This is a genomic window from Hadarchaeum sp. (SeqCode), assembly GCF_038871235.1.
Lineage (GTDB): Archaea > Hadarchaeota > Hadarchaeia > Hadarchaeales > Hadarchaeaceae > Hadarchaeum.
In genome coordinates this window covers 42,814-68,231 of record NZ_JAVZIN010000003.1, presented here as the reverse complement: position 1 = coordinate 68,231, position 25,418 = coordinate 42,814, and the positions used below count along the sequence as shown (strand labels likewise).

At 48.1% G+C, this 25,418-nt stretch carries 26 protein-coding genes and 1 tRNA gene; 13 read left to right on the top strand and 14 right to left on the bottom strand.

What is annotated here, in order from left to right; all coding sequences use genetic code 11:
- The first annotated feature begins 170 nt into the window (after window positions 1-170).
- The 4 genes from QXT02_RS02050 (at window position 171) to QXT02_RS02035 (ending at window position 4,446) form a co-directional block, all read left to right on the top strand.
- Complete coding sequence (locus QXT02_RS02050; RefSeq protein ID WP_342811659.1) at window positions 171-590, top strand: hypothetical protein; 420 nt, start codon at window positions 171-173, stop codon at window positions 588-590.
- 38 nt (window positions 591-628) lie between these two features.
- The gene (locus tag QXT02_RS02045; RefSeq protein ID WP_342811658.1) at window positions 629-1,516 is read left to right on the top strand and encodes a DUF835 domain-containing protein; all 888 of its coding nucleotides are present in this window, start codon (window positions 629-631) and stop codon (window positions 1,514-1,516) included.
- 32 nt (window positions 1,517-1,548) lie between these two features.
- Entirely contained in the window at window positions 1,549-3,384 is a 1,836-nt protein-coding gene (locus tag QXT02_RS02040) for a DUF835 domain-containing protein (protein ID WP_342811657.1), read from the top strand.
- Between the two features lie 96 nt (window positions 3,385-3,480).
- On the top strand, window positions 3,481-4,446 hold the full coding sequence (locus tag QXT02_RS02035; protein WP_342811656.1) for a helix-turn-helix transcriptional regulator: 966 nt from the start codon (window positions 3,481-3,483) through the stop codon (window positions 4,444-4,446).
- A gap of 18 nt (window positions 4,447-4,464) precedes the next feature.
- Here QXT02_RS02035 and QXT02_RS02030 read toward each other — a convergent pair whose 3' ends face one another.
- Window positions 4,465-4,812: a PadR family transcriptional regulator gene (locus QXT02_RS02030; RefSeq protein ID WP_342811655.1), complete on the bottom strand. Its 348-nt coding sequence runs from the start codon at window positions 4,810-4,812 to the stop codon at window positions 4,465-4,467.
- A gap of 119 nt (window positions 4,813-4,931) precedes the next feature.
- Between QXT02_RS02030 and QXT02_RS02025 the strand changes: the two genes are divergently transcribed.
- Together QXT02_RS02025 and QXT02_RS02020 are read left to right on the top strand one after the other, a co-directional pair.
- The gene (locus QXT02_RS02025) at window positions 4,932-5,342 is read left to right on the top strand and encodes a hypothetical protein (RefSeq protein ID WP_342811654.1); all 411 of its coding nucleotides are present in this window, start codon (window positions 4,932-4,934) and stop codon (window positions 5,340-5,342) included.
- Between the two features lie 95 nt (window positions 5,343-5,437).
- A complete protein-coding gene (locus QXT02_RS02020) occupies window positions 5,438-5,746 on the top strand; it encodes a winged helix-turn-helix domain-containing protein (RefSeq protein WP_342811653.1) in 309 nt (102 codons plus the stop codon).
- A 6-nt stretch (window positions 5,747-5,752) separates the two neighbouring features.
- Here the strand turns inward: QXT02_RS02020 and QXT02_RS02015 are convergent, their stop codons facing one another.
- Window positions 5,753-5,938 (bottom strand): hypothetical protein, encoded by a 186-nt coding sequence (locus QXT02_RS02015; protein WP_342811652.1) that lies wholly within the window; start codon window positions 5,936-5,938, stop codon window positions 5,753-5,755.
- 305 nt (window positions 5,939-6,243) lie between these two features.
- On the opposite strand from QXT02_RS02015, the gene QXT02_RS02010 reads away from it, so the two are divergent.
- From QXT02_RS02010 to QXT02_RS01995, 4 genes are all read left to right on the top strand, one after another.
- Window positions 6,244-7,677: a sodium:solute symporter family protein gene (locus QXT02_RS02010; RefSeq protein ID WP_342811651.1), complete on the top strand. Its 1,434-nt coding sequence runs from the start codon at window positions 6,244-6,246 to the stop codon at window positions 7,675-7,677.
- On the top strand, window positions 7,674-8,336 hold the full coding sequence (locus QXT02_RS02005; protein ID WP_342811650.1) for a B12-binding domain-containing protein: 663 nt from the start codon (window positions 7,674-7,676) through the stop codon (window positions 8,334-8,336). The genes QXT02_RS02010 and QXT02_RS02005 overlap by 4 nt, the downstream gene beginning before the upstream one ends.
- A 1-nt stretch (window position 8,337) precedes the next feature.
- The gene (locus tag QXT02_RS02000) at window positions 8,338-9,720 is read left to right on the top strand and encodes a monomethylamine:corrinoid methyltransferase (protein ID WP_342811649.1); all 1,383 of its coding nucleotides are present in this window, start codon (window positions 8,338-8,340) and stop codon (window positions 9,718-9,720) included.
- A 65-nt stretch (window positions 9,721-9,785) separates the two neighbouring features.
- Window positions 9,786-10,994 (top strand): iron-containing alcohol dehydrogenase, encoded by a 1,209-nt coding sequence (locus tag QXT02_RS01995; RefSeq protein WP_342811648.1) that lies wholly within the window; start codon window positions 9,786-9,788, stop codon window positions 10,992-10,994.
- Window positions 10,995-11,020: 26 nt separating this feature from the next.
- Here QXT02_RS01995 and QXT02_RS01990 read toward each other — a convergent pair whose 3' ends face one another.
- From QXT02_RS01990 to QXT02_RS01950, 9 genes are all read right to left on the bottom strand, one after another.
- Complete coding sequence (locus tag QXT02_RS01990; RefSeq protein ID WP_342811647.1) at window positions 11,021-11,431, bottom strand: 4Fe-4S dicluster domain-containing protein; 411 nt, start codon at window positions 11,429-11,431, stop codon at window positions 11,021-11,023.
- Window positions 11,432-11,441: 10 nt separating this feature from the next.
- A complete protein-coding gene (locus tag QXT02_RS01985; protein ID WP_342811646.1) occupies window positions 11,442-13,292 on the bottom strand; it encodes an aldehyde ferredoxin oxidoreductase family protein in 1,851 nt (616 codons plus the stop codon).
- 2 nt (window positions 13,293-13,294) lie between these two features.
- On the bottom strand, window positions 13,295-14,695 hold the full coding sequence (locus QXT02_RS01980; RefSeq protein WP_342811645.1) for a sodium:solute symporter family protein: 1,401 nt from the start codon (window positions 14,693-14,695) through the stop codon (window positions 13,295-13,297).
- Window positions 14,696-14,791: 96 nt separating this feature from the next.
- A tRNA-Gly gene (locus QXT02_RS01975) sits at window positions 14,792-14,868 on the bottom strand.
- 33 nt (window positions 14,869-14,901) lie between these two features.
- Entirely contained in the window at window positions 14,902-16,413 is a 1,512-nt protein-coding gene (locus QXT02_RS01970) for a hypothetical protein (protein WP_342811644.1), read from the bottom strand.
- 4 nt (window positions 16,414-16,417) lie between these two features.
- Window positions 16,418-18,601: a type II/IV secretion system ATPase subunit gene (locus QXT02_RS01965; RefSeq protein ID WP_342811643.1), complete on the bottom strand. Its 2,184-nt coding sequence runs from the start codon at window positions 18,599-18,601 to the stop codon at window positions 16,418-16,420.
- Between the two features lie 15 nt (window positions 18,602-18,616).
- Window positions 18,617-18,823 (bottom strand): hypothetical protein, encoded by a 207-nt coding sequence (locus tag QXT02_RS01960; RefSeq protein WP_342811642.1) that lies wholly within the window; start codon window positions 18,821-18,823, stop codon window positions 18,617-18,619.
- A 17-nt stretch (window positions 18,824-18,840) separates the two neighbouring features.
- On the bottom strand, window positions 18,841-19,425 hold the full coding sequence (locus QXT02_RS01955; RefSeq protein WP_342811641.1) for a hypothetical protein: 585 nt from the start codon (window positions 19,423-19,425) through the stop codon (window positions 18,841-18,843).
- The gene (locus tag QXT02_RS01950) at window positions 19,418-19,657 is read right to left on the bottom strand and encodes a hypothetical protein (protein WP_342811640.1); all 240 of its coding nucleotides are present in this window, start codon (window positions 19,655-19,657) and stop codon (window positions 19,418-19,420) included. Before QXT02_RS01950 ends, QXT02_RS01955 begins: the two co-directional genes overlap by 8 nt.
- 352 nt (window positions 19,658-20,009) lie before the next feature.
- Between QXT02_RS01950 and QXT02_RS01945 the strand changes: the two genes are divergently transcribed.
- On the top strand, window positions 20,010-20,591 hold the full coding sequence (locus tag QXT02_RS01945; RefSeq protein WP_342811639.1) for a MarC family protein: 582 nt from the start codon (window positions 20,010-20,012) through the stop codon (window positions 20,589-20,591).
- A 1-nt stretch (window position 20,592) separates the two neighbouring features.
- Here the strand turns inward: QXT02_RS01945 and QXT02_RS01940 are convergent, their stop codons facing one another.
- The gene (locus QXT02_RS01940) at window positions 20,593-21,816 is read right to left on the bottom strand and encodes a hypothetical protein (RefSeq protein WP_342811638.1); all 1,224 of its coding nucleotides are present in this window, start codon (window positions 21,814-21,816) and stop codon (window positions 20,593-20,595) included.
- A 92-nt stretch (window positions 21,817-21,908) separates the two neighbouring features.
- Between QXT02_RS01940 and QXT02_RS01935 the strand changes: the two genes are divergently transcribed.
- Window positions 21,909-22,340: a PPC domain-containing DNA-binding protein gene (locus tag QXT02_RS01935; RefSeq protein WP_342811637.1), complete on the top strand. Its 432-nt coding sequence runs from the start codon at window positions 21,909-21,911 to the stop codon at window positions 22,338-22,340.
- A 7-nt stretch (window positions 22,341-22,347) separates the two neighbouring features.
- Here the strand turns inward: QXT02_RS01935 and queC are convergent, their stop codons facing one another.
- Window positions 22,348-22,998, bottom strand: coding sequence for a 7-cyano-7-deazaguanine synthase QueC (queC, locus tag QXT02_RS01930; RefSeq protein WP_342811636.1), 651 nt, complete (start codon window positions 22,996-22,998; stop codon window positions 22,348-22,350).
- 301 nt (window positions 22,999-23,299) lie between these two features.
- Between queC and thpR the strand changes: the two genes are divergently transcribed.
- The gene (gene thpR / locus QXT02_RS01925; RefSeq protein WP_342811635.1) at window positions 23,300-23,860 is read left to right on the top strand and encodes an RNA 2',3'-cyclic phosphodiesterase; all 561 of its coding nucleotides are present in this window, start codon (window positions 23,300-23,302) and stop codon (window positions 23,858-23,860) included.
- 160 nt (window positions 23,861-24,020) lie between these two features.
- On the opposite strand, the gene cca is transcribed toward thpR, so the two are convergent.
- Window positions 24,021-25,406, bottom strand: coding sequence for a CCA tRNA nucleotidyltransferase (gene cca, locus QXT02_RS01920; protein ID WP_342811634.1), 1,386 nt, complete (start codon window positions 25,404-25,406; stop codon window positions 24,021-24,023).
- Window positions 25,407-25,418 lie beyond the last annotated feature (12 nt).

The following is a 25,418-nucleotide window of genomic DNA, read 5'->3' as shown; positions in this document are numbered from 1 at the left end:
TTCTGATGGCTTTTTTACATAGAAATGCCCCTACTGCCGAGCTGTCCGCTGATTTCATCACCCTAGGCGCTGTTTTTGGCTTCACTTTTCCAGCCTTTTTACTAATCACTTTCCTTATGCTAAAAAAACAAACCTGGAAAAACCTGTTAGTATTGACCCCGGCCTTAATTATGGACGTAATTACCCTTTCAACCATGCCTTTCAAAATTTTTTGGACTGAATTTGGCTGGAGCTACGGGTATGCCACAACTTGGTATTTCGCAATCGCTGTCTTTTTCAATTTGATCTACATTTTGGCAAATTTGATCGTGGGGATCAATTTAATTAGAGCCGCCACGACAGAACTGCTGAGAAAAAAATACAGGCTTCTGCTGATCAGTTACTTTGTCTTCTATGTCGTCGCCGTCTCGATTACTAACATGCTTTTAGTCCAGTATGTTAACTATCCGCCTCTAGGCGGGATAATAAGTACCCTTGCCTTCATTGCCATTGCATGGGCCTTATCACTAAAATTCGAGGGAGAGACAAAGGAAAAATCCCTACCCACAAGTAGCGAGGGCGAAAGAATCTATGGCAAGGCCTCACTTTAGAAAAAAAGACTGCTCTCGATAATTGGCGAGGGACAGATATGGAGAAACCTACTTCCGAAGTACCATCCATATCAACTTTGAAATCGTTCCTGCGAGAGTTACTGCTGAGCCTACCTGGAAAGGAGCTGGGAGAAAATGTTATAGAATTCCAAAAATTTCTTAAAAACGTTGACCTCAGTGATACAGTTCACTTGGACGAAAAGGGAAATATTTTATTGAACACATCTACTCTAAGCTCTCTAAATCTGCCCGAAACTGTAAGAAAAATTCTCGTTTATCTCGGCGATCAGATGGAACCTAATCTTTCTGAGCCTTACAAGGATTTGTTCGTCGAAACCTATCTGGAATTCAAATCAAGTTCACCGGCCGCAGATATTTGGTTGCGCCAGATGCTACGAGATCACGGCGGTCTTCTCTCCGCTTACAGCGTTATTGGGAAACTATCTAAAAATACCAAACTGCCGCCAATTTTTGAAATGATGCGTCCGGGTTCGGTGCATCTTCTGCAAGAGGAAAAACCGGAAAAAAGCTATGCGATGATAAGGGAAGCGGTTCAATACTCATTTAAGGTCCTCTGGGTGAGCAAACTCGAACCGAACAAGGTAAAACATAGATACAGGGTGAAAAACGTCCAAATCGTCTGGCTGACTTTCAGCAAAACTAAGGAAAAATCGATACTGCCTGATGATTTAGAGGGGCTGAAGTTCTTGGTCTCAAAGATTGACCTTGGCTCGGTGGTGATGTTTGACTGTTTCAACGAGATAAAGCTGGTCAATAGTTTTAAGGTAGCTCTTGAATTCCTCAGGGAACTAAAAGACCTGTGCGTTAAAAAGAGGTTGATCCTGATACTCTCAATTGACCCAAAAAAGCTTACCGAGGAGCAAGCTCTTGCGCTTGAGAGGGTAATGGAGGTTCGCGAGAAATGAGCCCCCCAGAATTTTTTGCTCTGTTCCTCGGTATGGTACTCTTAATCCTAGCGCTAGTCTTTGTAATCTACTCCATTGAAAACATGAAGAGGACCAGATATTCCGCGGCCCTGATCATGACCACTGTAGGGGCAACCTGTTTCTTGCTTTCAATGGCGTCCATGGCCGTGGTCATTTTTTTAAATTACATCAACGAACTAGCTTACACGGCGGCACTACTTTGGGTGGCCGGAACGGTCTTAATTTCAATGGGCCAAGCTTGGAAAATCAATTCATTTAAAAAAATCTACGGCTCTCTGCGGAATGTGCTAAGTCTATCGAGTTCCAAGTGGTCTTTAATTGGAACGGTTGTACTGCTCTTAGGAATACCCATTTATCTGCTATTTTTCTTTCAAACGGTTACTGAGGGGTTCAACTGGTACAGCGTCGGAAGCGAGACTATTTGGATAGTTGTGTTTGTTTGCTTAGTCATCGCGGAAAGGAAACTCTTCCTAGTTTCGAGTACTCCATCTCTGAAAATCCTAGAAGCTAAAATGGTCCAGAACGACATCCAAACCTTAGTGGCTTATTCAAACCTAACGAACAGATTTCTGGCGCACATTATACCTGTCATCGGCGCCTCTGGTGTCGAGGATACCATATCTCAGTGCATTGAAGAACACCCCATACTTTTCGGGGACAAAATTATCGAGAGTGGATTGCTCAACGTAGACCAGTTAATAAAAAACAGCAAACGAATTCACGAGAGCGAAAGAACCCAAGAACTTTTCAACGCTTTTTCCGACCTAAATACCACCATTATAGACCTCTACGCAGTGCTCACCTCACCGAATCAAGCGAACTACCTGGTGGCCACCGAGGCGGAACTATACCGGGACGATATAGCACTCTGGAAGGCGGGAGTTCCTCTGGGTAAATACAACGAGGCTGTTTACGAAAGGGATTTAGTCATCGGGCTGCCTGAAGGGGTAGCTGACGCGGACAAAGCCAGCAACTTCGCCTACATCCTATTCAAACGCTATCTGGAATTGTTGTTGAGCAAATGCAAGAAGTCGTCGAAAATTGAGATGAAAAAGAAGTTAAGTGAACTGGCGAGCAAGAACCCGGTTCTAGGCAGAATTATACTTTCTGATGAGGGAAAGTTCGACCTGAGCAAACTTTACCGATATCTATCTAAAGCAAAGTTCAAAGAGGGCATGCAAGAAATTGTGAGAGCATTTTCGATCGCTGCTAACATCTGTTATGATGCTGCCAAAAGCGATCTGGGTATAAAAAAAGCCTCGGAGATAGGATCGGAGATTTTCTCCGAACTGCTGCGCAGGTACGGCGGTTTTCTGCAGCACTATGGGATCATCGAAGCTATTCCTAAAGGTGTTCAAATTTCAGGTACCTATCTTCCCCTAATTGCGGGAAAGTGCTATCTTGTGGAAGGAAAGAGTTCAAAACACGCCTTCAGGATGTTCTTCGATTTGGTGCGTTTTGGAAACCCAGGGCTCATCATAACTACATCACATCCAGCACACGCTAGGAGAGAACACAACATTCCTGAACGCATCACCATACTCTGGCTTTCCAAAGTGGAGGTGGAAGACGCGATTTCCCCATCGAACCTCGGAATCATCAGGGACCGGATCTCGGCATTTGTCTCTAAAAAGGAGAATGCGGTCGTCATGCTCGAGGGCCTAGAATACCTGATTACCACTAATGGCTTTGATCTGACGCTGAAGATGATGCACGACATTAGGGAAATCACCGTAGTTAATCGCGCTAGGCTCATCGTCCCCGTGTCGCCGCTGGCCCTCGAGCCCAAGCAGCTGGAGATGATGAGACGCTTCATGGAGGTAATTCAAGTCGAGGAGGAGATTTAATGAGACTTTCAAACAGCTTAAACGTCAAGACAGAGACTGGGTTTAATAAGGAAGGGAAAATCACGATGACCAATCGGAAAAGGCAGGTGGGTGGTTATGGCGATACCTAGGAACGCAGCCACGATTCCGCTCGATAAAAAGGTGCTACTAGTCAACGAACTCTTGGTCAACGAATGCTCGCTGCTCCTTTACAGCCCAGGGGTGGATGTCTGGCGGTCTTTTGGCTCCTTCATTGACAGCGGCCTAGCTAATGGCGAAACCTGCCTCTACGCGTACGACGAGTCAAACAATAAGCTGCAGCTGGAGACGATCTTCGGCGAGGCCCTGTCCAGTGGCAGGCTGTTGAAGTTCCCATTGGGCAAGGGATATCTTCCCAAGGAAATCGAGGAGCTGGGTGAAAAGCTGAAAGAGCTGTGCGCTAGGTCCCGCTCCGAAAAATGCGCAGCCAGAGTCTTGGTAGATTTCGGTGCCCTTCTCACCCGACACAGTTTCGGTAAAGCGTTCACTTTTCTGAAGGAACTGATGGCTAGGAAGGAAGAGTTCTTCACGCCGCCGCAGGAGAGAAAAAGACAGCCAATTTTGCGCACGGCAATAGTAGCGTTCAATCTAGAATCACTAAATGAGGAGGAAATCAAAACGCTGCTTGAAATTAACAGGAACGTAATGATCTCCACAGTTGATGGAACAAACACCCTAGCGCTGAACTTCAGGTCCCGAAGAGAAATCCCCGAACTCGAGCTGGCCCCGAAGGAATCCCTAGAGCACTTCGTCAAGCGGCATCTGGAAACCATTGTACTCTCTATGCTGAGCGAGCGCCCTATGTGCGGCTATGACGTCATCAAGACCATCTACCAGCGCTACTACACCTCGCTTAGCCAAGGAACTGTTTACTCCCTTCTCTATTCACTTGAGGCCCGGGGTCTGGTCACGATAATGAAGGGAGAATCAATGCGGTCCAAGATTTATGTCCTCACCGAGCAGGGTCGAGCGCTGGCGGAGAGCAGGATAAATGATTTCATCGCCGCCCAGAGATATCTTCTTGAGTCCATCCAAAGGACCTGATTGACTAAATGCCTGATCTCATTCGCCCTGCAGGAGAAATTCAATAACCTGCTTCAGGTCACTGATTCGCTGTTCCAACATGTCTTTGATTTTCTGCCTCATCCCTTTGACCGTACTATAGATCTTTATCTTCGTCCCCGGCTCATGTTGTATCAATCCTCTTGTCTCCAAATCATGTAACAATGGATAAACCGTGCCTGGGCTGAGCAACAGACCGAACTTTACATGGATTTCCTTAATGATGTCGGTGCCGCACATCGGCCGCCTCATTAGCAAAGCCAAAAAGAGGTACTCCAGCTCACTTTTGACCAGTTTATGAACTAAGCTGCTACCGGCGCCATCTTTTCTTCCAGAACTCTCTGACATCTTTACCACTGTACTATCAACATCCTTCTAAATATATCAATTTTTGTGTCGAAATTAGATAGATTAAAAATAAGAAAAGCATTTTTTCGGGCCCTAGGGTCTTCTTCTCGGGTGCACGGTTGGGCACTGAGGAAATCGCTAAACTGTGGGCAGAGATTACGACAACGCTAGACTCAATGATAATCCCCAAAGAAAAGCTAACCAAGATGGAAAAACTGTTAAATCAGATAAAAGACAACATGGCGGATGCATCGAAACGTGGAATGTTGAACAACCCTAGCGACGCCTACGAACAGTTACATGTCTTAGCAAGGCTGGGCTCAACTTTAGAAAATCTTCAACGTGAAATGGAAGAACTTGAAAGACTGGAGAAAAAAATGCAAGCCCTGAAAAAGAGGATTGAGACGGATTTTTTAATCATGGATCAGATCCGGGAGCAGCTGAAGAAAAAGCTGCAGATCGTTGTCCATGGAGAAGGGTCTGAATTAAAACCAAATCCTGAAAAAGATTTAGATTCCGACCACAGGTGAACCCAAGTTAATTCTTTTCTTCAGGCATTGGCCAATTGCAAATGGGCCAGTCGATTGTTACCTTTTTATACACCACTAAGTAAACTCAACCATGGATGTGTGCCAGCAGAAACACATCTGAGAAGGCGGGCAAATTGAAGGAGGTCAACTCCGATAGGAAAAGGAGAAATATAATCACCTTATATGTAGATATTTTAAATGCCATAGGAACTTGCTCAAGAAAAAGCCACATTGTCTACCGCGCCAATCTGAACTTCAACCGATGCCAAAAATATCTGGATGAGTTACTTAGGATGGGGCTGATAAAGATTGAAAAAACCCACCCGATTAAATGGTCGGTCACTGAGAAGGGAAATGAGTTTTTGAAAAAATATAATGAAATTCAGAATCTTCTTCAGCTTTAATAGAAATCATTTTTTAGAAAAGTCCGTACTTTTTCCTTGGGTTCCATCAAAATTAATGAACCCAAACTCGGCTAAAAAATAAAGCACCTTTAAAACCACATCACCGGGTAGTGAAAATCTTTTGATGATCTCCTCTACTCCATGCACTTTACCATCATCAAATACACTAAGGATATCATCCAATTTTGACATCGAATTTCCTCTCTTGAATCAATAAAATCGTTTTTGAATTTCAGGTTAGAATTAAAATTTAGTACCTGTGATTCCAAACTTTTTATAAAAATCGATTTTCAATTTTTTTATTGATAGTGATGAAAGAAGAAATGTTGTACTTTCTTGTTACGTTGATCGGTATAATAATTGTGTTTGTCACCGCAAGTTTTGTTTCCATAGGTGCTTCGATTTGGGTCTCTTTTCCAGTATGGTTTTTGGTGGGGGTTATCTGCTATCTCATCGCAAGAAAACAGGAGGAAGGCAAAAAATAAGGGTGAATTGATATGATTGCTTGGATCGGTTTAATAGCGTTCATAATATTGATGATAGGTCTGGGAACTTTGGCGATGCGAAGAACGATGACGAGGGAGGAGTTTTTTACCGGTGGCTGGAGATTATCACCCTATTTGTTTGCCTGCTCTCTTGCCGCTGCCTCCGCAAGTGGGTGGGCTTATATAGGGGCCCCTGGCGTCGGATATTCTTACGGAGTCATCGAACTATTATCCACACCAATAGCGTGGATTCCGGGAATATTTTTAGTCGTCTATTTTGCCGTGCCGTATTACAAGAGCTGGATCGCAAAATATAAAGCCACGTCAATCGGCGACCTAATTGGTTACACTCATGGAGATAGCAACGCCTTAAGAGCTTTAGTTGCTGCACTTATTTTCATAATGTACATGATGTTCGTCACTGCACAATTTAAAGCCGCAGGTGCAATTTTGTCCAGAATGCTTGGAATTCCGACTCTGTTTGCCATTTTAGTGTTTATGATTATTACCATAATCTACGTGACGCAAGGCGGTCTCAGAGCAGTCATGTACACCGATGTAGTTTCAATAGTATGGATGATTGCTGCTTGCTTTTTATGCATATACATAATCTTTGCCGCAGTCGGCGGTTTCGGCCCTCTTTTTGAAAGAGCTGCTGCTATAGATCCTGAACTGGTCTATCCAACAACCGGAGTGCCATATGCAAGCACCGTTCCTTGGACCTTTGTAGCTATCGTGATCGCATATACGGCCTTCCAATTTGCGCCGTCATTCTCACAGAAATATATCTCCGTTGCCGAGATGCCTGCAACAAGAAGAGCGACCGTAGCGACAATTGTTTCCTTGCTAACACTATTAACCTCTTTTCCGGTATTGGTTGGTCTAACGGCAAGAGTGGTTTTACCTGGACTAGCCGATCCAGATACAGCCTTGCCGGAAATGTTTAGCCGCTACTTGCCAGAGGCTCTTATGGTCTTTGGCTCCCTTGGTATTGTAAACGCAATAATTTCAAGCGTGGACTCCTATCTGATAGCTTCATGCGCAAATTTTGAAACGGCGCTAAAACCAGTGTGGGAAAAATACAAAGTTTCTGACCGTACACGGTTCTGGGTGTCAAGATTATTGGTGATAATTCTCGCTCTGTGCAGCCTCACTTGGGTGATTACTAGGCCACCGGAGCTGCTTGCATATCTGGCGATCATTGGCTCAACAGGCTTGGCTGCGGTTCTAACCGGGCCGCTATTTTTGAGACTATTTTGGAAGGAGGGAGGTACGAGAAACGGGGCGCTGATCTCGATTATAGTAACCTATATCATCTACATCTATTTGGAATATATCTACATATTCAACTGGATTGAAAATGCAGTAATAGGAATGGCAATATCTGTCGTTCTATACGTTGGAATCAGTAAACTTGAGAAAGCAGGCGCAAAGGGAAAGAAATGAGTAATGATGAACTGTTCGAAAAACTGAGACAAAGTATCTTTGAGTATAATGAAGATGTCGCTAAGTCTGTTGTTGTAGAGATTTTAAACAAAAATATTGAGCCAACTAAAATTTTTGATGAGTTTGCTTCCATAGCGAAAACTTTGGGAGAGAAATATGAAAACGGAGAGCTATTTTTACCTGAGCTAATGCTAATCGCGGATGTCATGAAAGCTGCGTCTGACGTGATAATGTCAGAAATTGAAAAGAGAAAATTGATGGCCGCGGAAAGAAAATTCGGAAAGGTGGTAATCGCTACAGTTGCTGGTGACATCCACGATATTGGGAAAAACATTGTGGCTTTTCTCCTTAAAGTAAACGGATTTGAGGTTTACGATCTCGGAAGAGATGTGCCCTCTCTAGAAGTGGTCAAAAGGGCAAACGAAACAAAAGCAGACATCATCGCTCTATCGGCACTAATGACGACATCCATGCCCTCCCAAAGGGAGGTCATCGAAATCTTAAAGGGCATCTCGCAGAAGGAGAAATTCCTCGTTCTGATTGGGGGCGCACCTGTAACTAAGGAGTGGGCGGAGGAGATAGGTGCTGATGGATGGGCGGATTCTGCCGTTAAGGGTGTGAATATAGCTAAAGAACTAATGTTAAAAGGAGGAGCGTGAAATGGCACCACCCTGGAGAATACCTGAAGTTTTAAGAAGATCTGAAAACGGCCCCTTGTGTATGGAAAAAGACTTCGATACAAAAATACTGTTTCCAAAGATTAAGGAGTTGATAAAGGAGTATGATATAAAGTTCGATGGTGAAACCATTATTCCATCGGACAACAGCTTGGCAGACGATCTCTGGAAGGCAGGCTTAGAACTCTACCTGCACACGGGGACCCTGTGCCTCGAGACCTCCAGAAGAATCATGTTTACCGAAGAAGAGATAAAGGAAGCCTTGATCAGCTTTCCGGAAAAAATTGTGGTCGGATCTGGAACGGAAAGAAGGGAAGTATATCACAGGGATATTGAAGACAGAAGAAGACCTTTTTGCGTGTTCAGCCCGAGCCTGCCTTTTTCCGAGGAACTTTTCGCCATCGTTGAAATGGCCTACGCGCTGGAACCGCTTGCGGATGGCGTCGGGGCGGGAGTGCTTGATGAACTGTGGGGTGAAAAGGTAAGGTCAAAAGCACCAACTGATGTTGCTGGAGCTGGAGCACATGCCTTGATGATAAGGGAAGCGGTGAGGCGAGTGGGCAGGCCAAACATATACTTGGCGGATGTTCAAACCGCGCTGTCGGACACCGCCCAAATCTCTGTGAGCAATCCCGAATGGGGCGTTAGGACTACCGATGGCAGAATGGTCGGAACGATATCAGAACTGAAGATCGACTGGGGAGGTCTTAACAGAATGGTCAACTTCCACAAATGCGGATACATCATCATGTCATTATTTGGTCCGATGGTTGGCGGATATGCCGGTGGTGTAGAAGGCACAGCAATAGTTAGCGTGGCGACTCATTTACAGGGATTAATGGTGAATCAAGGACACCTCGACACGTTTTTCCCCTTTGATATAAATCAACTCAATAATACCTCAAGAAATCTTCTTTGGATGATCAGCTTGGTCTATCAAGCTTTAGCAAGAAATTCTCCCTTCCTTAGCATGTCAAACGGTATCGGCGCTGCTGGACCATGCACAGAGATGGTACTCCTTGAGGCCGCCACCCATGGTTTAGTAAGCACCGTCTCCGGTGCTAACCTCTGGGAATTTTTTGCAGCAAGGAATAAATACAAAGATAGGACCACCCCTGTGGAAGCAAGAATGGCCTGTGAGGTAGGCCGCGCTGCAGCCAAGGCGGGATTAAAGAGGGATGAGACAAACGAGTTAGCTAAGAAACTCTTGAAAGAATACGAGGGGAAGATCAAAGACGCCCCGCTGGGTAAAAAATTCCAAGAATGTTACGACATCAAGCGTGTGGTACCAACTAAAGAATACACTGAACTGTATAATAACGTGAAAAAGAAAATAATAGATCTAGGCGTGCCTGTTCTTATTTAGTCCGATTAAAAATTTCAAAAAATTTGGACAAAACATTTTTATTTACTAACGTGTGAACTTCACCCATGTCTGAGGAAATCTCAAATATTGGATATGTGGAGTTCAATTACCCAAAAAAGTATATCTTTGGACCAAATGCGGTTGATAACATTTGCCGCGAAATAGAGCCCTTAGCTCTGAAGGGTTCTAAAATCCTGATCGTAACCGACAAGAACCTAATCAACATAGGGCTGGTGAACAGGATCCTAAAACCACTGGAGGAAGAAAAATACACCCTGACCGTTTATGACCAAGCCACGCAAGAACCCACCATAAGCATGGTGGAGAAGGTTGCTGAAAAGGCTAGAGCCGAAAAGCCAGCCTTGGTCATCGGCTTTGGAGGCGGCAGTGCTCTAGATATGGCTAAATTTGCCTCCGCTGCCGTCACCAACCCGGGACCAATGAAAGACTACATCACCTACCTTCAGGACAGCATAAAGGTGCAACCAGTCCCCAAGATACTCATCCCCACCACCGCCGGTACCGGCAGCGAGGCCTCGGGTTACGCGGTGGTTATTGAAGAGAAGGGCTACAAGGGTTTCGTGATGAGTCCAAAAATCGTCTCGGAAGTAGCCATTGTTGACCCAACTCTTTCTCAGTCGATGCCACCGAAACTGACTGCGCACACCGGACTTGATGCCCTCTCCCATGGAGTTGAGGCCGTTCTTTCATTCACGGCTAACATGTTCTCAGACACCTACGCCTACCGGGCTGTGGAACTCGCCGCTAGGCATCTGAGAAGGGCCTATCATCACGGAAAAGATCTGGTCGCGAGAGCAGGCATGGCCTTGGCAGCCACCTACGGAGGCATCGCGATAACCACACCTGCTGCCGTCAACATTGGCCACTGTCTTGGTGAAACCATTGGTCCCCGTTACCACATACCTCATGGAGCCGCCTGCGGCTTGGTTCTGCCTTATATAACTAAATTCAATATCGCCGCTTGGCCGGAGAGGGTCGCCTCGCTGGCACAATTCTTCACCGATGAACCGGCGAAAGATGTGAAAAAAAGAGCGCTTCAAGTGGTCGAGGGACTCAAGGAGCTGCTCCTAGACCTCAACATGCCCATCAGTCTGAAGGAGTTAAACGTCCCACGTGAAGACTTGGATGAACTGGCCGCTTTCATCGCCAAGGAACAACAGTACAACTACGGACTGCCCGATATCAATCCTGCAGTAATTACGCTAGAAAATATCAAGGCATTGCTAAGAGATATTTGGGAAGGAAATATCTGAACTAGACTGAGCGAACAACTAGAACTTCAAACTCTTTTGGCTTCAAGAGCGGCAGTGGGGCACCACTTTACACACTCGGGATCACCGCCGCAAAGATCGCAAATCAGGGGCTTTCTGCTCCTTTCATCCATCCTTATCGCTGAATACGGACAGCTTTTCACACACAGGCCGCAGCCCGTACAGATATCGCGGTCAAAGACAATGGCGTTGGTGACCTCGTCTTTTCTTAGCGCCCCAACCGGACAGGCCTTGACGCATGACTGCTCGACGCACTGGATGCAGGCCACAGGATACATTATTGTCCGAGGGTTGCTGATCGTGACCGATATCCGCGACTGACTCGGGCTAAACACGCCGGTCTTTTTGAAGGAACAAGCCAGCTCACATGACCTGCAGCCAACGCATTTTTCCGGGTGAATTTCCAGCTTGATTGGCATAGGACCTACCTCACAGGAACTCCTCAAGGCCCAGCTCCGCCAGCTTCTCCTTTGTCGGCACTCCGTTCGAGTCCCATTTCCTTAACTTGTAATAATCATCAAGCATCCGGTTCAGATCGCTGGAACTGACCATGTGCCCTTTTGCTGGTCCGAAGGGTAGCGGCTCCTCCTTAAATCGTCTAGGCAGGTCATCATCCTTCCGTGTGAAGCCCTCGCGGACATTAAACATTCGTGTTAAGTTCCAAACTCGCTCACCAATTCTCAGGAATTCGTCAGCACTGATGTCCCATCCAGTGGCTGCAGAAAGAAGTTGTGCTGAATGCTCCGGCGTGAGTCCGGTTCGGCTGAAATCGCAGCCAACCAAGGTGTCAACCGCAGCAAACCAGTCCTGCTCCCACTTTACTATCTCGGCCTTACCTTGGAGCGACAGACGCTCCACCGGACCAGAAGGCCCGGGAATTCCCTCAACTTCATAGCCCACCGGCCATCCTCTCTCGTGACAACCGCCTCTGTCAGCAGTCGCTAGTGCTAGCCCCATCCCTGGAGAACCTCGGGGTGGCCAAGCTGGGGTCTCCAATCCTTTGATGTGTATAGCGTAATCCTTAGCACTTCCTCCAACCTTCTCCGCGACTAGCTTCACCCCCTCAGCCAGCAAATCACCAACTCCTTCACGGTAGGCTATCTTACTAATCAGCTCGAGCACTGCCTCAGCGTTGCCAAATCTCAGTCTCAGCGCCTCCAGCTCTGGGTGTCTCCAGATCCTTCTCTCGAACAGTTCCATGGTGAAACCGATCACGCCACCAGCAGTGATGGTGTCCAGACCGAGCTCATCACAGAGGTGGTTGGCGTAGGCGACCACCTCTGGGTCGGTGAGTCCGCAGTTGGCTCCCAGTAGCCCTGTGGTCTCATACTCTATGCCGTCCAACACCGTGCCGCTGTAAGGACCATTTCTGATAACTGAGATGGCGGAGCAGATGATCGGACAGGAGAAGCAGGCCGCCCGCCTCAGCCAGAGCAGCTTGCTCTGCGAAAGTCCTGAGAGCCTTTCACCATTCTCGATATGTCCATCTTGGAAGTTCTTGGTCGGGAAGAAGCCCTGCATGTTGGAGAACTCAACCGACCCCGCCGTACCGTACCGGCTCCACACCGCCTGCACGGCCTCGCTTTCGATTAAAATGCGGTGGAACTTTTTCGCTATTTCGAAGAACTCTTGAGGCCTCGCCACCTCAACGGGGCCCGTGCCGCGGATGGCCACGGCTTTAAGGTTCTTTGATCCCATCACCGCCCCAAGACCGCCACGGCCCGCTTGTCTCTTGACATCACAGTCGATCAGAGCAAACCTCACCTTTTTCTCGCCCGCCGGACCAATACAGGCCACCTTGACCCGGGAATCCCCCAGTTCCCGCTTAATAGAAACGTTGGTCTGAGTAGTATCCTGTCCCTTCAAAGTAGTGGCGTCCTTTACCTCAACGTGATCATCGTCGATCCAAAGATAGCTCAACCTCTCCGCTCTTCCCTTCACCACCAGAGCATCATAACCAGCGTATTTGAGCTCTTGGATGAAGTGGCCGCCGAAATAGGAATCAGAAAAAGTTCCCGTCAGCGGGGACTTGGCACAGACCAATCCCCTCTGTGAAGGGGCTATGGTGCCCGTCAGTGGACCGGTAGCAAAAATCAGCACATTCTGTTCGTCAAATGGATCAATCCCTGGCTTAACCATTTTATACAGCAACCAAGCAGCCAGACCTTTACCACCCACCAGCTTCCTTACCACATTTGGATCCACCGAACGCTTAACAATATTGATACTAGACAAATCGACCTCCAGAATCTTCCCGCAGTAGCAGGGAGCTGGAGCCATCTTTAATCACTCGGTTTTAACGCCTTAAACTTTTCAGGCTGTGGTTTTGTGGCCAAGGAAACTAAGATAAAGGCGATCGCTGACAGCAGGATACCAACAGGAAGGTAAAACGGATACTCAGGCCAAGGCCTGGGCACTTCAATGCCAAACAGATCGCCAACGTAGTTGTAGAATGCAAACACGCCTCCCACTATCATCCCAGCAATGGCCCCTAGCTCATTTGCCCGCTTCCAGATAAATCCACCAATCAGTGGAGCCAGACAACCGCAGGCCAGAATATCGGCTCCCAGCCACAACACCCACAGCATGTCTGGAAGAGTAACTCCGACGCCGAAGGCCAATACGGTTATAACGGTGGTGGCAATCAGCCCCACCACGAATAATCCCTTGGTAGTTGCTTTCTTGTTAATATATCTGTGATAAACGTCCTCTGTTAACAACAAAGCGCCCGAGTTTATGGCGGTGTCGGCGGATGACATCACAGTGGCCAAAATGCCTGCAAGGGCAAAACCAAACAATATGGGAGGCAATGCTGCTTTTGCTAAAGAAGGCAGAACCCCAACGCCTTCCAAGCCAGGCACAAACTTTGCCGCTGCCATACCTCCCAGCGTATAAATGAAGTATAAGGGGATGAACAATATTGCCGCAACCAAGAACGCCTTCATCGCCAGCTTGGGATTTCTAGCGCCCAGTATTCTCTGCCACATGTCTGCCTCTAAGAACCAAGCCAAGGAAAAGGATATGGCGTAAGCAAAATTATACCTAAAGTTATCAAAAAAGTCCAGATAACCCGGAACACCCAGCTCTTGTGGGAGCAAAGCGATGGCTCCAAATCCGCCAATGGAACTCAGGGCAATAAGGCTTAGCGCAATGCACACAACGTTGAGCAAAATGAACTGAAATATGTCGGTGTATATAACCGCCCTGAAGCCACCAATGACGGTATAGAAGTAGATTATTAATGTAATGGCCAATATTCCTAAAAAGTATGGCATGCCCAACGCTACAGAAAGGGATTCACCGCCACCGATAAGTTCTGATGCCGCCCAAGTCATCATGTACCAGATGCCGATCACTGCTAGAATTATCCTGACCTTCGGTCCGTATCGCCATTCGAAGATCTGGGGTTGGGAAATCGCGTTTGTTTTCCTGATCCTATAGGCTAAAACAGCAACGATGGCGGTGGCGAAAACAGTTGGGAATCCCATGATCCACCAAGTGCTTACGCCACCAGTATAGGCGGCATTATAGGAAATCAGTGCCGAAATTCCCGTCCACGAGGCTCCAACGGTGCAAACCAGAGCCCAGAAACCCAACTCACGAGAAGCTAAAAAGTATTCCTCTTCCGTGTGTCTATTCTTGGCTTTGATGTAACTATACAAACCCAGGGCGATCAGAATCACGCCATACGCTACGAGGCCAATCAGAACCTCTCCATCTATGGTATCATCCTCACATTTGTATTACAAAAACGTAAACAGACTTATTTAAATACTTTATGGTGCGGTGGGCGGGATTCGAACCCGCGCTGCGAGCTTGGCAAGCTCGTGTCCTAACCAAGCTAGACTACCACCGCTCACTGTGAAGTTGTCACCACCTAAATTAAAAGTTAACCTAGAAGGAAAGCAACAACTTGCCCGCCTAATATCGCTCCCGCGGTGAAAACAACCATTGAAACCGGCAAAGCGCTTGCAAACGCCATTCGCTTGGCCAGCCCATCCTCACCCAGTTCTATCTCAACCACATAGTTGATCAGGATGATGGTCAGGATAATGATGTACAGCCCGAGGACGAATAAAAAGGCCGGAGGGGAAATCTCGGCTGAAAGAAAAAACTCAAGCGAGGCTACCTTTTCCGACAGCAGTCCCTGAAGCCTAGCCGCGATCGAGGTGATCAAAGGCGCAAAGAAGATGGCCACCGACCGCATTGAAGTAACCATCTCCGCCATCGATCGTTTCATTTCTTCCTCGGCCTCTTTCAGCTCATGAAGATGCTGCGCCGTCCGAAGAATCGCCTCACCAGCGGCCCGGGTGTTCCTCTCGACCAAGTCCACAAGTATCTTCAATGTTCCGCGAATCATGTTTGAGTTCACCTGCCTAAGTGCCCCACGTGTCTCATCAAACAAGGCCGCACGTAAGCCCATGCCGCCAAGGTTAACGTTCGAAGCCGCAGTCATGAAGACACCGGCGAGCTTGCTCCCACCCATCGTGGCTGCCACGTGCCCTAAGGCCTCCTCAGCCGGGCGCTCCTCGCTTATGCGGTTGCCGAGCTGCACCAAGGCATCGCTGAACTCCCCCTCCATCTGAACGATCTCCTCACGGTGAAGATAGGCTTGGACGGAGGTAAAATATAGAAATGCTGAAATGCTAAGAACAATCGCCCAAAGAACGGCTAAGGCCTTGAGATCAGGAGATGCATCAAGCCAAAAACAAATGGCCAGCGCAGGTATCGAAAAAGCAATGGCCATTAATGCCGAATGCAACTGACTCGCTCCAATCGAAACATTTGGCGGTTGATGTGTGGCCGGTCGCCGGGAAAGGACATTGTTGCTCAGAAGATAGACTAGCAAAGGCAGTAAGAAACAGTAAATAAAGATTATCTGAGGCAGACCCACTCGCAGCTCGATTACAGAAAGCACCGGCAAGATGACAACGAAGACCAGCGGGAGCAGAATACCCAAGCTGTAGATCAACAGAGTAGGTGGGCTTATCTTTGAAGAGAATTCACGCACCCGCCGCCTAGCTCCATGCAGAACCAGCTGAAGGGATCGATCCAAGGTCATCTCCCGGCTGCTCTTCCTCAGCTCGCTAACAGAACTGCGGATGAGATAGATTGCCCGGCCGAGTTCGGGGCAGGCCCTCTCCCAGCATTGCGAGAACTTCAACAGTGCCTCATCAGCGCTGGAATATCGACGCATATGGCACTCCGACATCTTTTTTCTCAGATCTTGACCCATTTTACCTCCGAGCTGTTCGCTGGCAAAGGCACAGGCTCGCTCTAGATTCGGCGTTATTTTCATGGCCATGGTGAGATAGCCGATAAGGGTCGGGACTTCGCCTAAGGCTTTTGACTCCTCCTGTTTGTCACGCCAGTTTACACAGAATGGAATTTTCTTCAGCAAGATTTCACGCTACTTGTTCTTTGGCTGAGTTCAACCACTCCCGCCATCTTTGGTACAGCTGGCGATAGTCCACGCTTCCGTGCTTGAGCTGGTCCTCATAGAATGAGTGCCAAGCTAGATTGGCCCGAAGGACAAAAGGGGCTTCAAGCAGGTGAGGCCTCCCCATCGCCGCCTCAGTTACCAGATCCTCTTGAACCCTAGCACGAAATTCCAGATTGCGCCTGACCTGAAGCGGCGCCAAACCCCACTTTCTCGCGATACCGGCAATCAGCTCCGATCTTCCGCTGAGAAGAGTCCGAGTGGGTCTCAAACAATCGCGGGAGTAATCATGAGACATGAGAGGTACAAATCCTTCCTCGGCCGTCGGGTCATAACGCCAGTCCTTTCTGACCTCAACTATCTGGACCAGCCGCCTAACTCTATTAATACCTCCCCTTATTCGGATGGGGGCCGCCACCACTATCGCCTCGGTAGCCTTGAAGGAGCTCGGCGTTATCTTGAGGTCGTTGACAACCCGCTCAAAAACATCGCGAGCTGTGGTCCCGTGAATAGTACCCATCACCGAACTGCCAGCGGCGCCGACTCGCATTGCCTCATAGAGAACGCGCGCCTCTTCACCCCTCACCTCGCCGATAACCAAGACCGATTCCCCAAGACGAAGCGCTGCCCTGAGAGCCTCCTCAGCGCTGAGTTCGCTTTGTATGCCCAAGACCGACGACTGAACCTGCAGAGATTGAATCTTGAAGCCGAGTTCGCGGAGCCGATCCACCATAAGTTCCCGGGTATCCTCAATAGTTATGATCCTGAACTTAGGAAGGATCTCCAACATAAGTGCGCCCAGCAGCGAGGTCTTCCCCGCACCGCGGCTGCCAGCTATCAGCAAAGAAACCTGTGAGTCTATCAGCAGGCTGAGCAGCCCCGCCGCATAAGGGGTCAAAAACTTCGCTTGAATAAATTGAGGCAACGTCCACGGAGTGGGTTTGTGCCTGCGAAGTGCAAAGGCGATGCCGCCAGGACTGAGGGGTGGCCCGATCGCAGCTATTCTCACCTCACCTAAGTTAAGGTCCAAAACTGGGTCGGCTTCTGAAAATGGCCGGCCGCTATAAGCACGGAACCGAGAGACTAACGAACAAACATCATCCGGAGTGAGAAAGACATTGGTTAAGCACGCGTCATGGTCACGGTGCAACAGGTGCACCGGTGTTCTTCCCGCTGGGGCGTCAACATAAATATCTTGGATTTTTGGATCCGAAAGCAGAGATTCAAGCAAGCCCAGTCCAGCGGTGAACCTAGATAGGCTCAAGGCCAAATTTCTAATTTCTTCCCTTGAAACCGAGATTTTCTCTTTTGTCACCTTCTCGATCATCAGCCTCTCGCCAAGACGCACGATCTGCTTACGGGCCTGAACTACATCGGAATCCAGCCTTGGGTGATTGTCGACGATCTCCTGGTGGGCATGTTGAAGAAGCCTCACTTGGTCATGCATCAGGCGGTACTCGGATGGAATAAAAAAATACAGGTTCTGTAGCTGATCAGGGAGGCGATATATCCTCACCTCACCGCTTTCGATCTCATATGAGTCTACGAGTTCACCTCCGGTGGGCGGCTCCATCTTAAGGCGTGTGCTCAAAAAACATGGTCTGATGAGGGGTTGTAAAATCTCCGTATAATTTAAACCGGTTCTCGCGGCCTTCAAAAGGGTCGAGCCCTCAATGGAACTCAAAAGCGGTTCCAGAAATTTCCTGATAAAATCCGAACGGCAGGCTTGACAGGCTTTGGACCCATGCTCCTTTTTCGCGTTCATCGCATTAAATAACTCCTGCAGCCTGCGGTGGCCAGCCACTGGATCTGTGGAAAGCTCCTCAAGCGCCCTTCTAAGCTGGGTATCGCGAGCGGTTTCGCATCGCGTGCAGCCCTCGGAGACAAGATTAGCCAGAGACCATCGACGGGCCTCATTTAGTATTTTTGCCATTTCCTTGAGTGCCCACAGTCCGGGCCCGCTGTACTCGTGCTCATACGTCCCAGAAAGGATAACCACGTCGATATCTGGCTCATCCATAAGCGCCTCAAGAACTCCTTTCATGCACTCACGAGATTTTTCGACCGAGGCGTCACCGCGACAATCACCACACTTGAACTTCATCACGCGCTCAGTGCCCACCGTCGTCATGCTCCTGTCACAGCTCATCGATTCATCTCCGGCTCAGCGGTCGTCTGTCTTAAAAACAGGACGGACTAGATCAAGCCTGTAGCAGAACTTCCTCAGTTCAGCGAGGCTGTTCTCGATAGTAGCAACCCTCCTCTCCAAAGCGAGCAGACGCTGGCTTAAAACGTCAACGTCATCGCACAGCTTAGCAATTCGTCTTCCATGGTCGGCGATTATAACTTCATCGTTGATTTTCTTCAACATCAGCCCTGCCAACCTCCTTAAGCTGTTCTTTGCCTTTTTCTTATCTCTTGAAGTTCGAGAAGCCAAGCGGAAAGCTTTGAAATCTGCTTTGAAATCTCACCATCCCCAAGCATCTCCCTCCAAGAAACCGGGCAGGACATAAGCAGAACCCAAGTACGCTCGCTTATTACGCCAGCCTCGTGAAGCTCCTCGAAAAGCTTCTCAGGTCTAGTACTTGCCAGTTCGCCGATTTGGTCCCGCAAACAGGCCAGCCTAAAAAAGTCGACATTTTCAACTAAATGCTCCCTAAGCGCAATGAGGTCCTCTTTAAGCTTCAAAAAATCATGCTGGGCAAAGCGAAGCCAGTCACCACGTAGTTGCCCACTCTGCTTGGCGTTGCCCAGTGACTGAAAGAGCTTTGCCGATGACGACCTCACTAACGTCACCATTCTAAATAGACCCTTTCGGCGCTCCTCGTCAATCCTCGCCGCCTCTAGCAGCTGTTCCAAATACCAGTCCAGACTTCGCAAGAGTCTTGAACCTTTTCCGAGGTCACCCGGATTCAATTCAACGATTTCATCCAGAGCCGTCAAAATGGACTCAACTCTGAGTTTCCTAACCATATTCACCCAGCTCCCTCAGCCTCTGCTCCACCTGAAAAAGTTCCATTGCCGCGTTTGCGTCTTTGGCGGACAGCCTTTTTAGCTCCGCCCTGAGCGACCGAAGCAGCTCCATCTCAGCTGTGAAAAGCAACCTAAGAACCGAAGGGGTGGTTCCGTTACGATCGAGATGTCTCTCGAGAGCGACTAAACCTGCATGCCAAGCAACGGCGATTAAAATTAAACATAGCTCCAAGTCGCCCGTCAAACAATTGAGCCATATTTTTAAAAAAGGAAATAACCTGTGGAACTCATGTCATGGTTTGAACCAAAAACTTATCCAAACGCTTTTTCAAGGCAGAACAGTTTATTGAAATGTCTGTCCCTTAAATTTGATTTTAATTTGGCTGAAAATAAACACCGGCCCAAGCCCAGTGGTGATCCAGCTACTGAGTCAGCTGAAAGAGCCCAAATAGTGGGATGAGAAGTTTCTATTGACCTGCTACAGTAACATGGCTTGCCGTTTCAGCGCAGTTGTCCAGAGATAATGAAAAGTTTGTATTTCCCCACATTATTTTAACCATCTAGGTCAACTTATAGGTGATTGCATGATAGACGAGATTATAAAATCAGCACTTACCTTTTTTGTCATTATGGGGCCTTTTTCCAGCATCCCAATATTTCTCTCAGTGACAAAATACATGAACCCAAAACAAAAGGTATCCGCTGCTACGCAGGCGATACTCACAGCTGGTGCTGTTCTCTTTGCCTTTCTCTTTTTCGGTCAGTTCCTCCTTGATGTTTTCATGATAGATTTTGCCTCCCTGAGCATCGCCGGAGGACTGGTCCTAACTATCCTAGGTATCGAGCTGATGCTGTCACTGTCGATCAGCGGAAAAAGCGAGACTCCCCCAGCCATCACCTTGCTGGCGACACCGATGCTTACCGGACCCGGTGTGATCGTGACCACCATGATCTTCGTACAGCAGCATGGTTATCTGATAACCTCAATATCCGCGCTGATCTCGCTGGCAGCAAGTTGGGTAATAATGTGGCTTTCCGGCCATATCAGCCGCGCCATCGGAACTTCCGGAACCGATATTATCTCAAGAGTCACGGGACTTTTGCTGACCGCCTTTGCCATAGAACTAATCATTTCCGGAATCAAAGCTGCCTTTCTTCTGACCTAAATCAACCGGCCAAGTTTTTCCACAATTTACCTTGAGAAGCAATCAAGGCGGCCATCTTTGTAGCCTGAGCGTTGGAGTTCACCACCAAGACCCCTGCCTGCTCAAGTTGCTTCACTTGGTTCTGGAGTCCCTGGGGGTCCTCCCCAGTACCTATTACTGAAGCCAAAGTGCTGAGGTAGCCACCAGACTCCTCCACTATCCTTTTTGCCTCTCTAACCGATGCTGCGAGTTCAGCTGCTGGGTTGGGGTGCGCCCCATATCCAAGTAAAACATCGAACAGGACCACAGCAGTTTCCCAATCTTTCGCCTCCTTCAAAAGCCTCTCCAGACGAGGGGCAAGGTCCACTGCAGGATGACGTCCTTGTGAAAGAGATTCGGCCCCAAAATCTACAAAAGCGTGCCCCTTACTTGAATAGGGATCGGGAAGCTTGAGTTTGGGTTCGAGCGGAATGTTGGAATACACGGCGTTAAAGTATTTCCGAATAATCACCATGGCCTCGGTACAAAGTGCTCCACCCGCATAAAGGCCCCTGATGAACTTTTGCCCGTAGCCAAATCTGCTGTATTCGGCTTCAGCAATTTTTTTGTATTTTTCTGATATTTTGGGAAAAGTATCGCTTGGCCTACCACCACCAACTAAGCTCAAAGTCTGCCAAGCGGCCTCTTCCAGTGTGGTTGTAAAAACCAGCTTGGGTCGAGGCCGGAGAATTTTACCGCCTAAAAAACAAAAGACGGTGGGCTTTCCCGTCTCCAAAGCTGCTTCAACCACGCGCCTTTGCACGCTGGTAACGGGCTCACGGGAAACTAAGACAATGACTTCAGTGTTGGGGTCATTTTTCAGAAATTTTAAGGCCGATAATGTGCCTAGAGCATTGATACGCTGGGACAAATCCCGAAAGCCCACGTCAAGCGCTTGAGAAACCCCGACTTCCTCAACCAAACAGGCCACCTGCTGGATACCGCTACCAAACGTGCCGATTATTCCGACCGGACCATTCCGTACCTTATTCCAGATGCCATAACCATGTCCATCTAAAATCGTGGAACCACAGGCTGGACCAAGAAATAAGAGACCACTTTCTGCTGCGGCTGACTTTAAATTTAATTCTTCAGTTAGGGATAGTCCGCCCCCCAAAAGCACCACGTTCTTTCCTTCCATTATCGCCTTCGCTGACTCCCTCACCGCCTGAAGCCCTGAGGCCGAGATGACTGCGGTTGTAACCATTTTCACCCAAAAAGATTCTATCCAGTTAATTAAAACACCTGGCCTCAGGAGATATCTTAAACTGACTAGAGTATTGTTATAGGGGCAGAGGAATGAAATCATCACGATATCAAGTAGGTAGGACATTTCTGTGTCGAGCCGAATACCACTCCGAACTTATGAAATCAATATTGGAATTCGTCAGGGAAAAAGAAATAAAAATGGCCATTTTCTCCGTTATCGGAGCGGTTGACGACGCAACACTGGGTTATTACCATCCCAAAAAGCATGAGTATAAAAAAATCATGTTAAAGCGGCCGCTGGAAATCGCCAACGCTTTTGGTAACATCTCTTTAAAGGATGGTCAACCATTCGCACATCTCCACGCTGTCCTTTCCGATGCCAAGGGTAGGACCTATGCTGGCCACCTCGTCAGCGCAACTGTCTTCGCGGCCGAGATCCACCTTTTAGAGCTGATCGGAGATACGCTCGAGCGGGAGCATGACCAGACCACTGGGCTGGCTCTCTGGAAATTTAAAGAATAGCACAAACTTACTCTAAATATATCGTGGGATCGCTTATTCCAGCCACTCTGAATGCATTTTTTCTATTTCTGCAGGACTCGCAACGACCACAGTGAATTTCTCCACTACAATAGCAACTCCAAGTCTGCTCTAAAGGAACCCCGAGTTCAACTGCTAGCTTGAGCACCTCCGCTTTACTCATATCGGCCAGTGGATTTTTCACCTGAAGTCTCGAGTCAGTACCAAGTGATATGGCACGTGAGATGGCAGAGACGAATTCCTTTCTACAATCGGGGTAATACTTGGCGTCGTCGAGCTGAGGCCCATAAAAGATGGCCTCGGCGCCCACTGAGGACGCATATGCGGCTGCAATCGACAGCATCACACCATTCCTAAATGGTACAATTATACTCGGCTCAAATTGCTCCGGCATGCGCATGCTGCTGTCCGTTAAGGCGGTTACACCCGAGCCATAGAGATCCCTGAGAAATGAAATGTCCACCACGCGGTGCTCCTTAGCTCCTAGGGATTGGGCAATTTTTTTGGCGCTTTCCAGTTCTTTGGAAGCGAGCTGACCGTAATTGAATGACAAACAGTATAACTCGTATCCTTCCCTTTTCGCCAAAGCGGCTGCCACGGCGCTGTCCGGGCCACCCGAAATTAGACAGACGGCTTTCATACCATTTCATCCTAGAGTTGAGAGTAAATAAACCGTTGGAAAAATGGCCCCGCTGATCTTGCGCACGGAGAGATTAAGCATGGCATCTATATTCTCAGCCATCTCCTGAACAGATTTTAGGGCTCGATTTTCAACTCGATCTCATCCATCATTTAAAAAATGATCTAAGTTCCCATTTGTTTTCCTTTTTCAGAAGAATACCAGCCCTTTTTCTTATTAACTAAGGTAATGGCGGATTTTCAATCAGTTATTTTAATCCGGTGGTGGCCCTTGTATTGGGGCAAAATTACAGGTTGAAAACATGCCGCGTGCCTTCATAGCCATTGACATCGACGAACCGCTCAGACAGAAGCTGGCCGAGGTCCAGAACCAGCTCAGGGGAACAGGGGGCGATTTCAAGCTGGTTGAGCCCCAAAACATCCACGTGACGCTCAAATTTTTGGGAGAAATTCCAAACAAAAAAGTTGAGGAGATCACCGGAGCCATCAAAAAAGCCATTGCCGGAATGAAGAAGTTTAACATGGAAATCAAAAAAATTGGGGTCTTTCCGAACCTAAACTATGTCAGAGTTATCTGGGCCGGTGTGGAAAAAGGAGGAGAGGAAATCATGGCTCTCCAGAAAAAAATAGAGAAGGAACTGCAACAAATCGGATTCCGACCGGAGGGCGACTTTGTCCCGCATCTGACCATTGCTAGAGTGAAGTCAGCAAAAAATAAAGAAAGGCTGGCTAAGTTCATCAAAGAAAATGAATCCATCGACTTTGGCAACACCCGTGTCCTAGCTGTGGAACTGAAGGGAAGCACCCTAACTCCAAAGGGGCCCATCTACAACACTTTAGCGAGGATAGAACTGGAGGATTGATTAACGTCAACCCTCGACCAATCCAGCCGTAAAATCCAAATTCATCGCATCACTCATTCTCATGTGAAGTTCACGTTCTTGAACTCTGGTTTACTAGAGACAACCCATGTAATATCGACTAAACTCCGCCTTCTAGCCTTAATGGCAAGTGACGCTATTTTTACCTATACCATGGTAATTTCCGATTTAAATATTCAGAAAGAAACTCTCTAAATCCGCTTTCCTTAAGAAGTTTCTTCAGCCCATCACTCTCAAGAATGCGATAGCCTTGGGAAACTGATTCCGAAACATTCTTCCCAAAAGAAATACGCCGCGCCATTATCTCTTTAAGGAGTGACAAGGCGTCCGTCCATTCCCTTTTAACCTCAAAAACAACTCTGCCGGCTGCGTCAACCATCGGCCCGGCCAAACACTTTCCTGAGCTGAGGTGTTCTTGTATGAAATTCTTGGCCGAAATGTTTGGTGGAGGTCCAACGCGAGTTTTGACGCTAGGTAGCTTTGAAACACTTAGCTCGATCAGAATTGCAGAGTTACCATTTGCCCAGACATCGCTTCGCAGCACTTCAAAACCCTCTTGGACCAGCCGGGTCACGATGGCCTTCTCCGTCCTGCGGAGCTGAGGATAGAGAACATCCGGTACTACTTTGGGTGAGCGAAACACAATGCAGAAAAGCCTTGTTCCGCGCCTTTTTAGGATCCTGTCCAGATCTACAGGCTTCAACAATCTTACTCGTTTGGGAAAGAAGAATCTCAGGGTGGGATTATCTAGGAAATCCTGACAAGCCCGCACGAACGTGGAAAAGTTCTGCAGAGAGACCGCTGCGGCGGCGTTGCGACTGGGATCAACCGGATCTATCACCACAAGGGGCTGATTCTCGAAAATCAGTTTCGGTTCGGACTTATCGGGATAATAGGATAAGGTATCTATTACCTCGCCCGGCATCCACTTGCTCGCCTCCTCAACCAGCTTTCTGAAGGAGCCGTAGTGCAGAATTAAGAGCTCGCAGAGATAGCCTGAAAAACCCTGCTTCTTCAGCTCGGCTCCATAGACCCCTGTCCCTGAGGCGAACTGCTTGAGCAGCAGCACTTCCTCGACCAGCTGAGGCGTAAGTTTGCTCTTGACGTAACGCTGGTGATGCGGGGAACGGTCCACTGCGCTCTTAATTCTCTTGGGGTCAGTAACATCAAAACACGGAACTAAGTCTATATCGAGACCGCGAAACTTCATCGTCACGTAGGGGTGTTCGGCAAACTTTTCCTCACCTGCTGGCCCGGCCACCTCTCGCGCAACCGCCATCCCCTTCTGCTCCAGCTCCTCGCGGGTAATGGTCTCATCAAAAAGAATGAAAACATCGATGTCCGGATCCTGACGAAGCCAAGTTCCCCTAGCCGCTGAGCCAACGAGCATTGCCTTGGCATTAAAACCCAATTTAGAGATAGCCTCGTTTGACCGAAGAATTATCTCAGAGGCCACCTCCTCCACGAACTTTACCTCGGATGAGGTGGGTTTGACTCTTTTTAACACCGTTGCCAAAATATCGGACATCGTCTCCCGAAA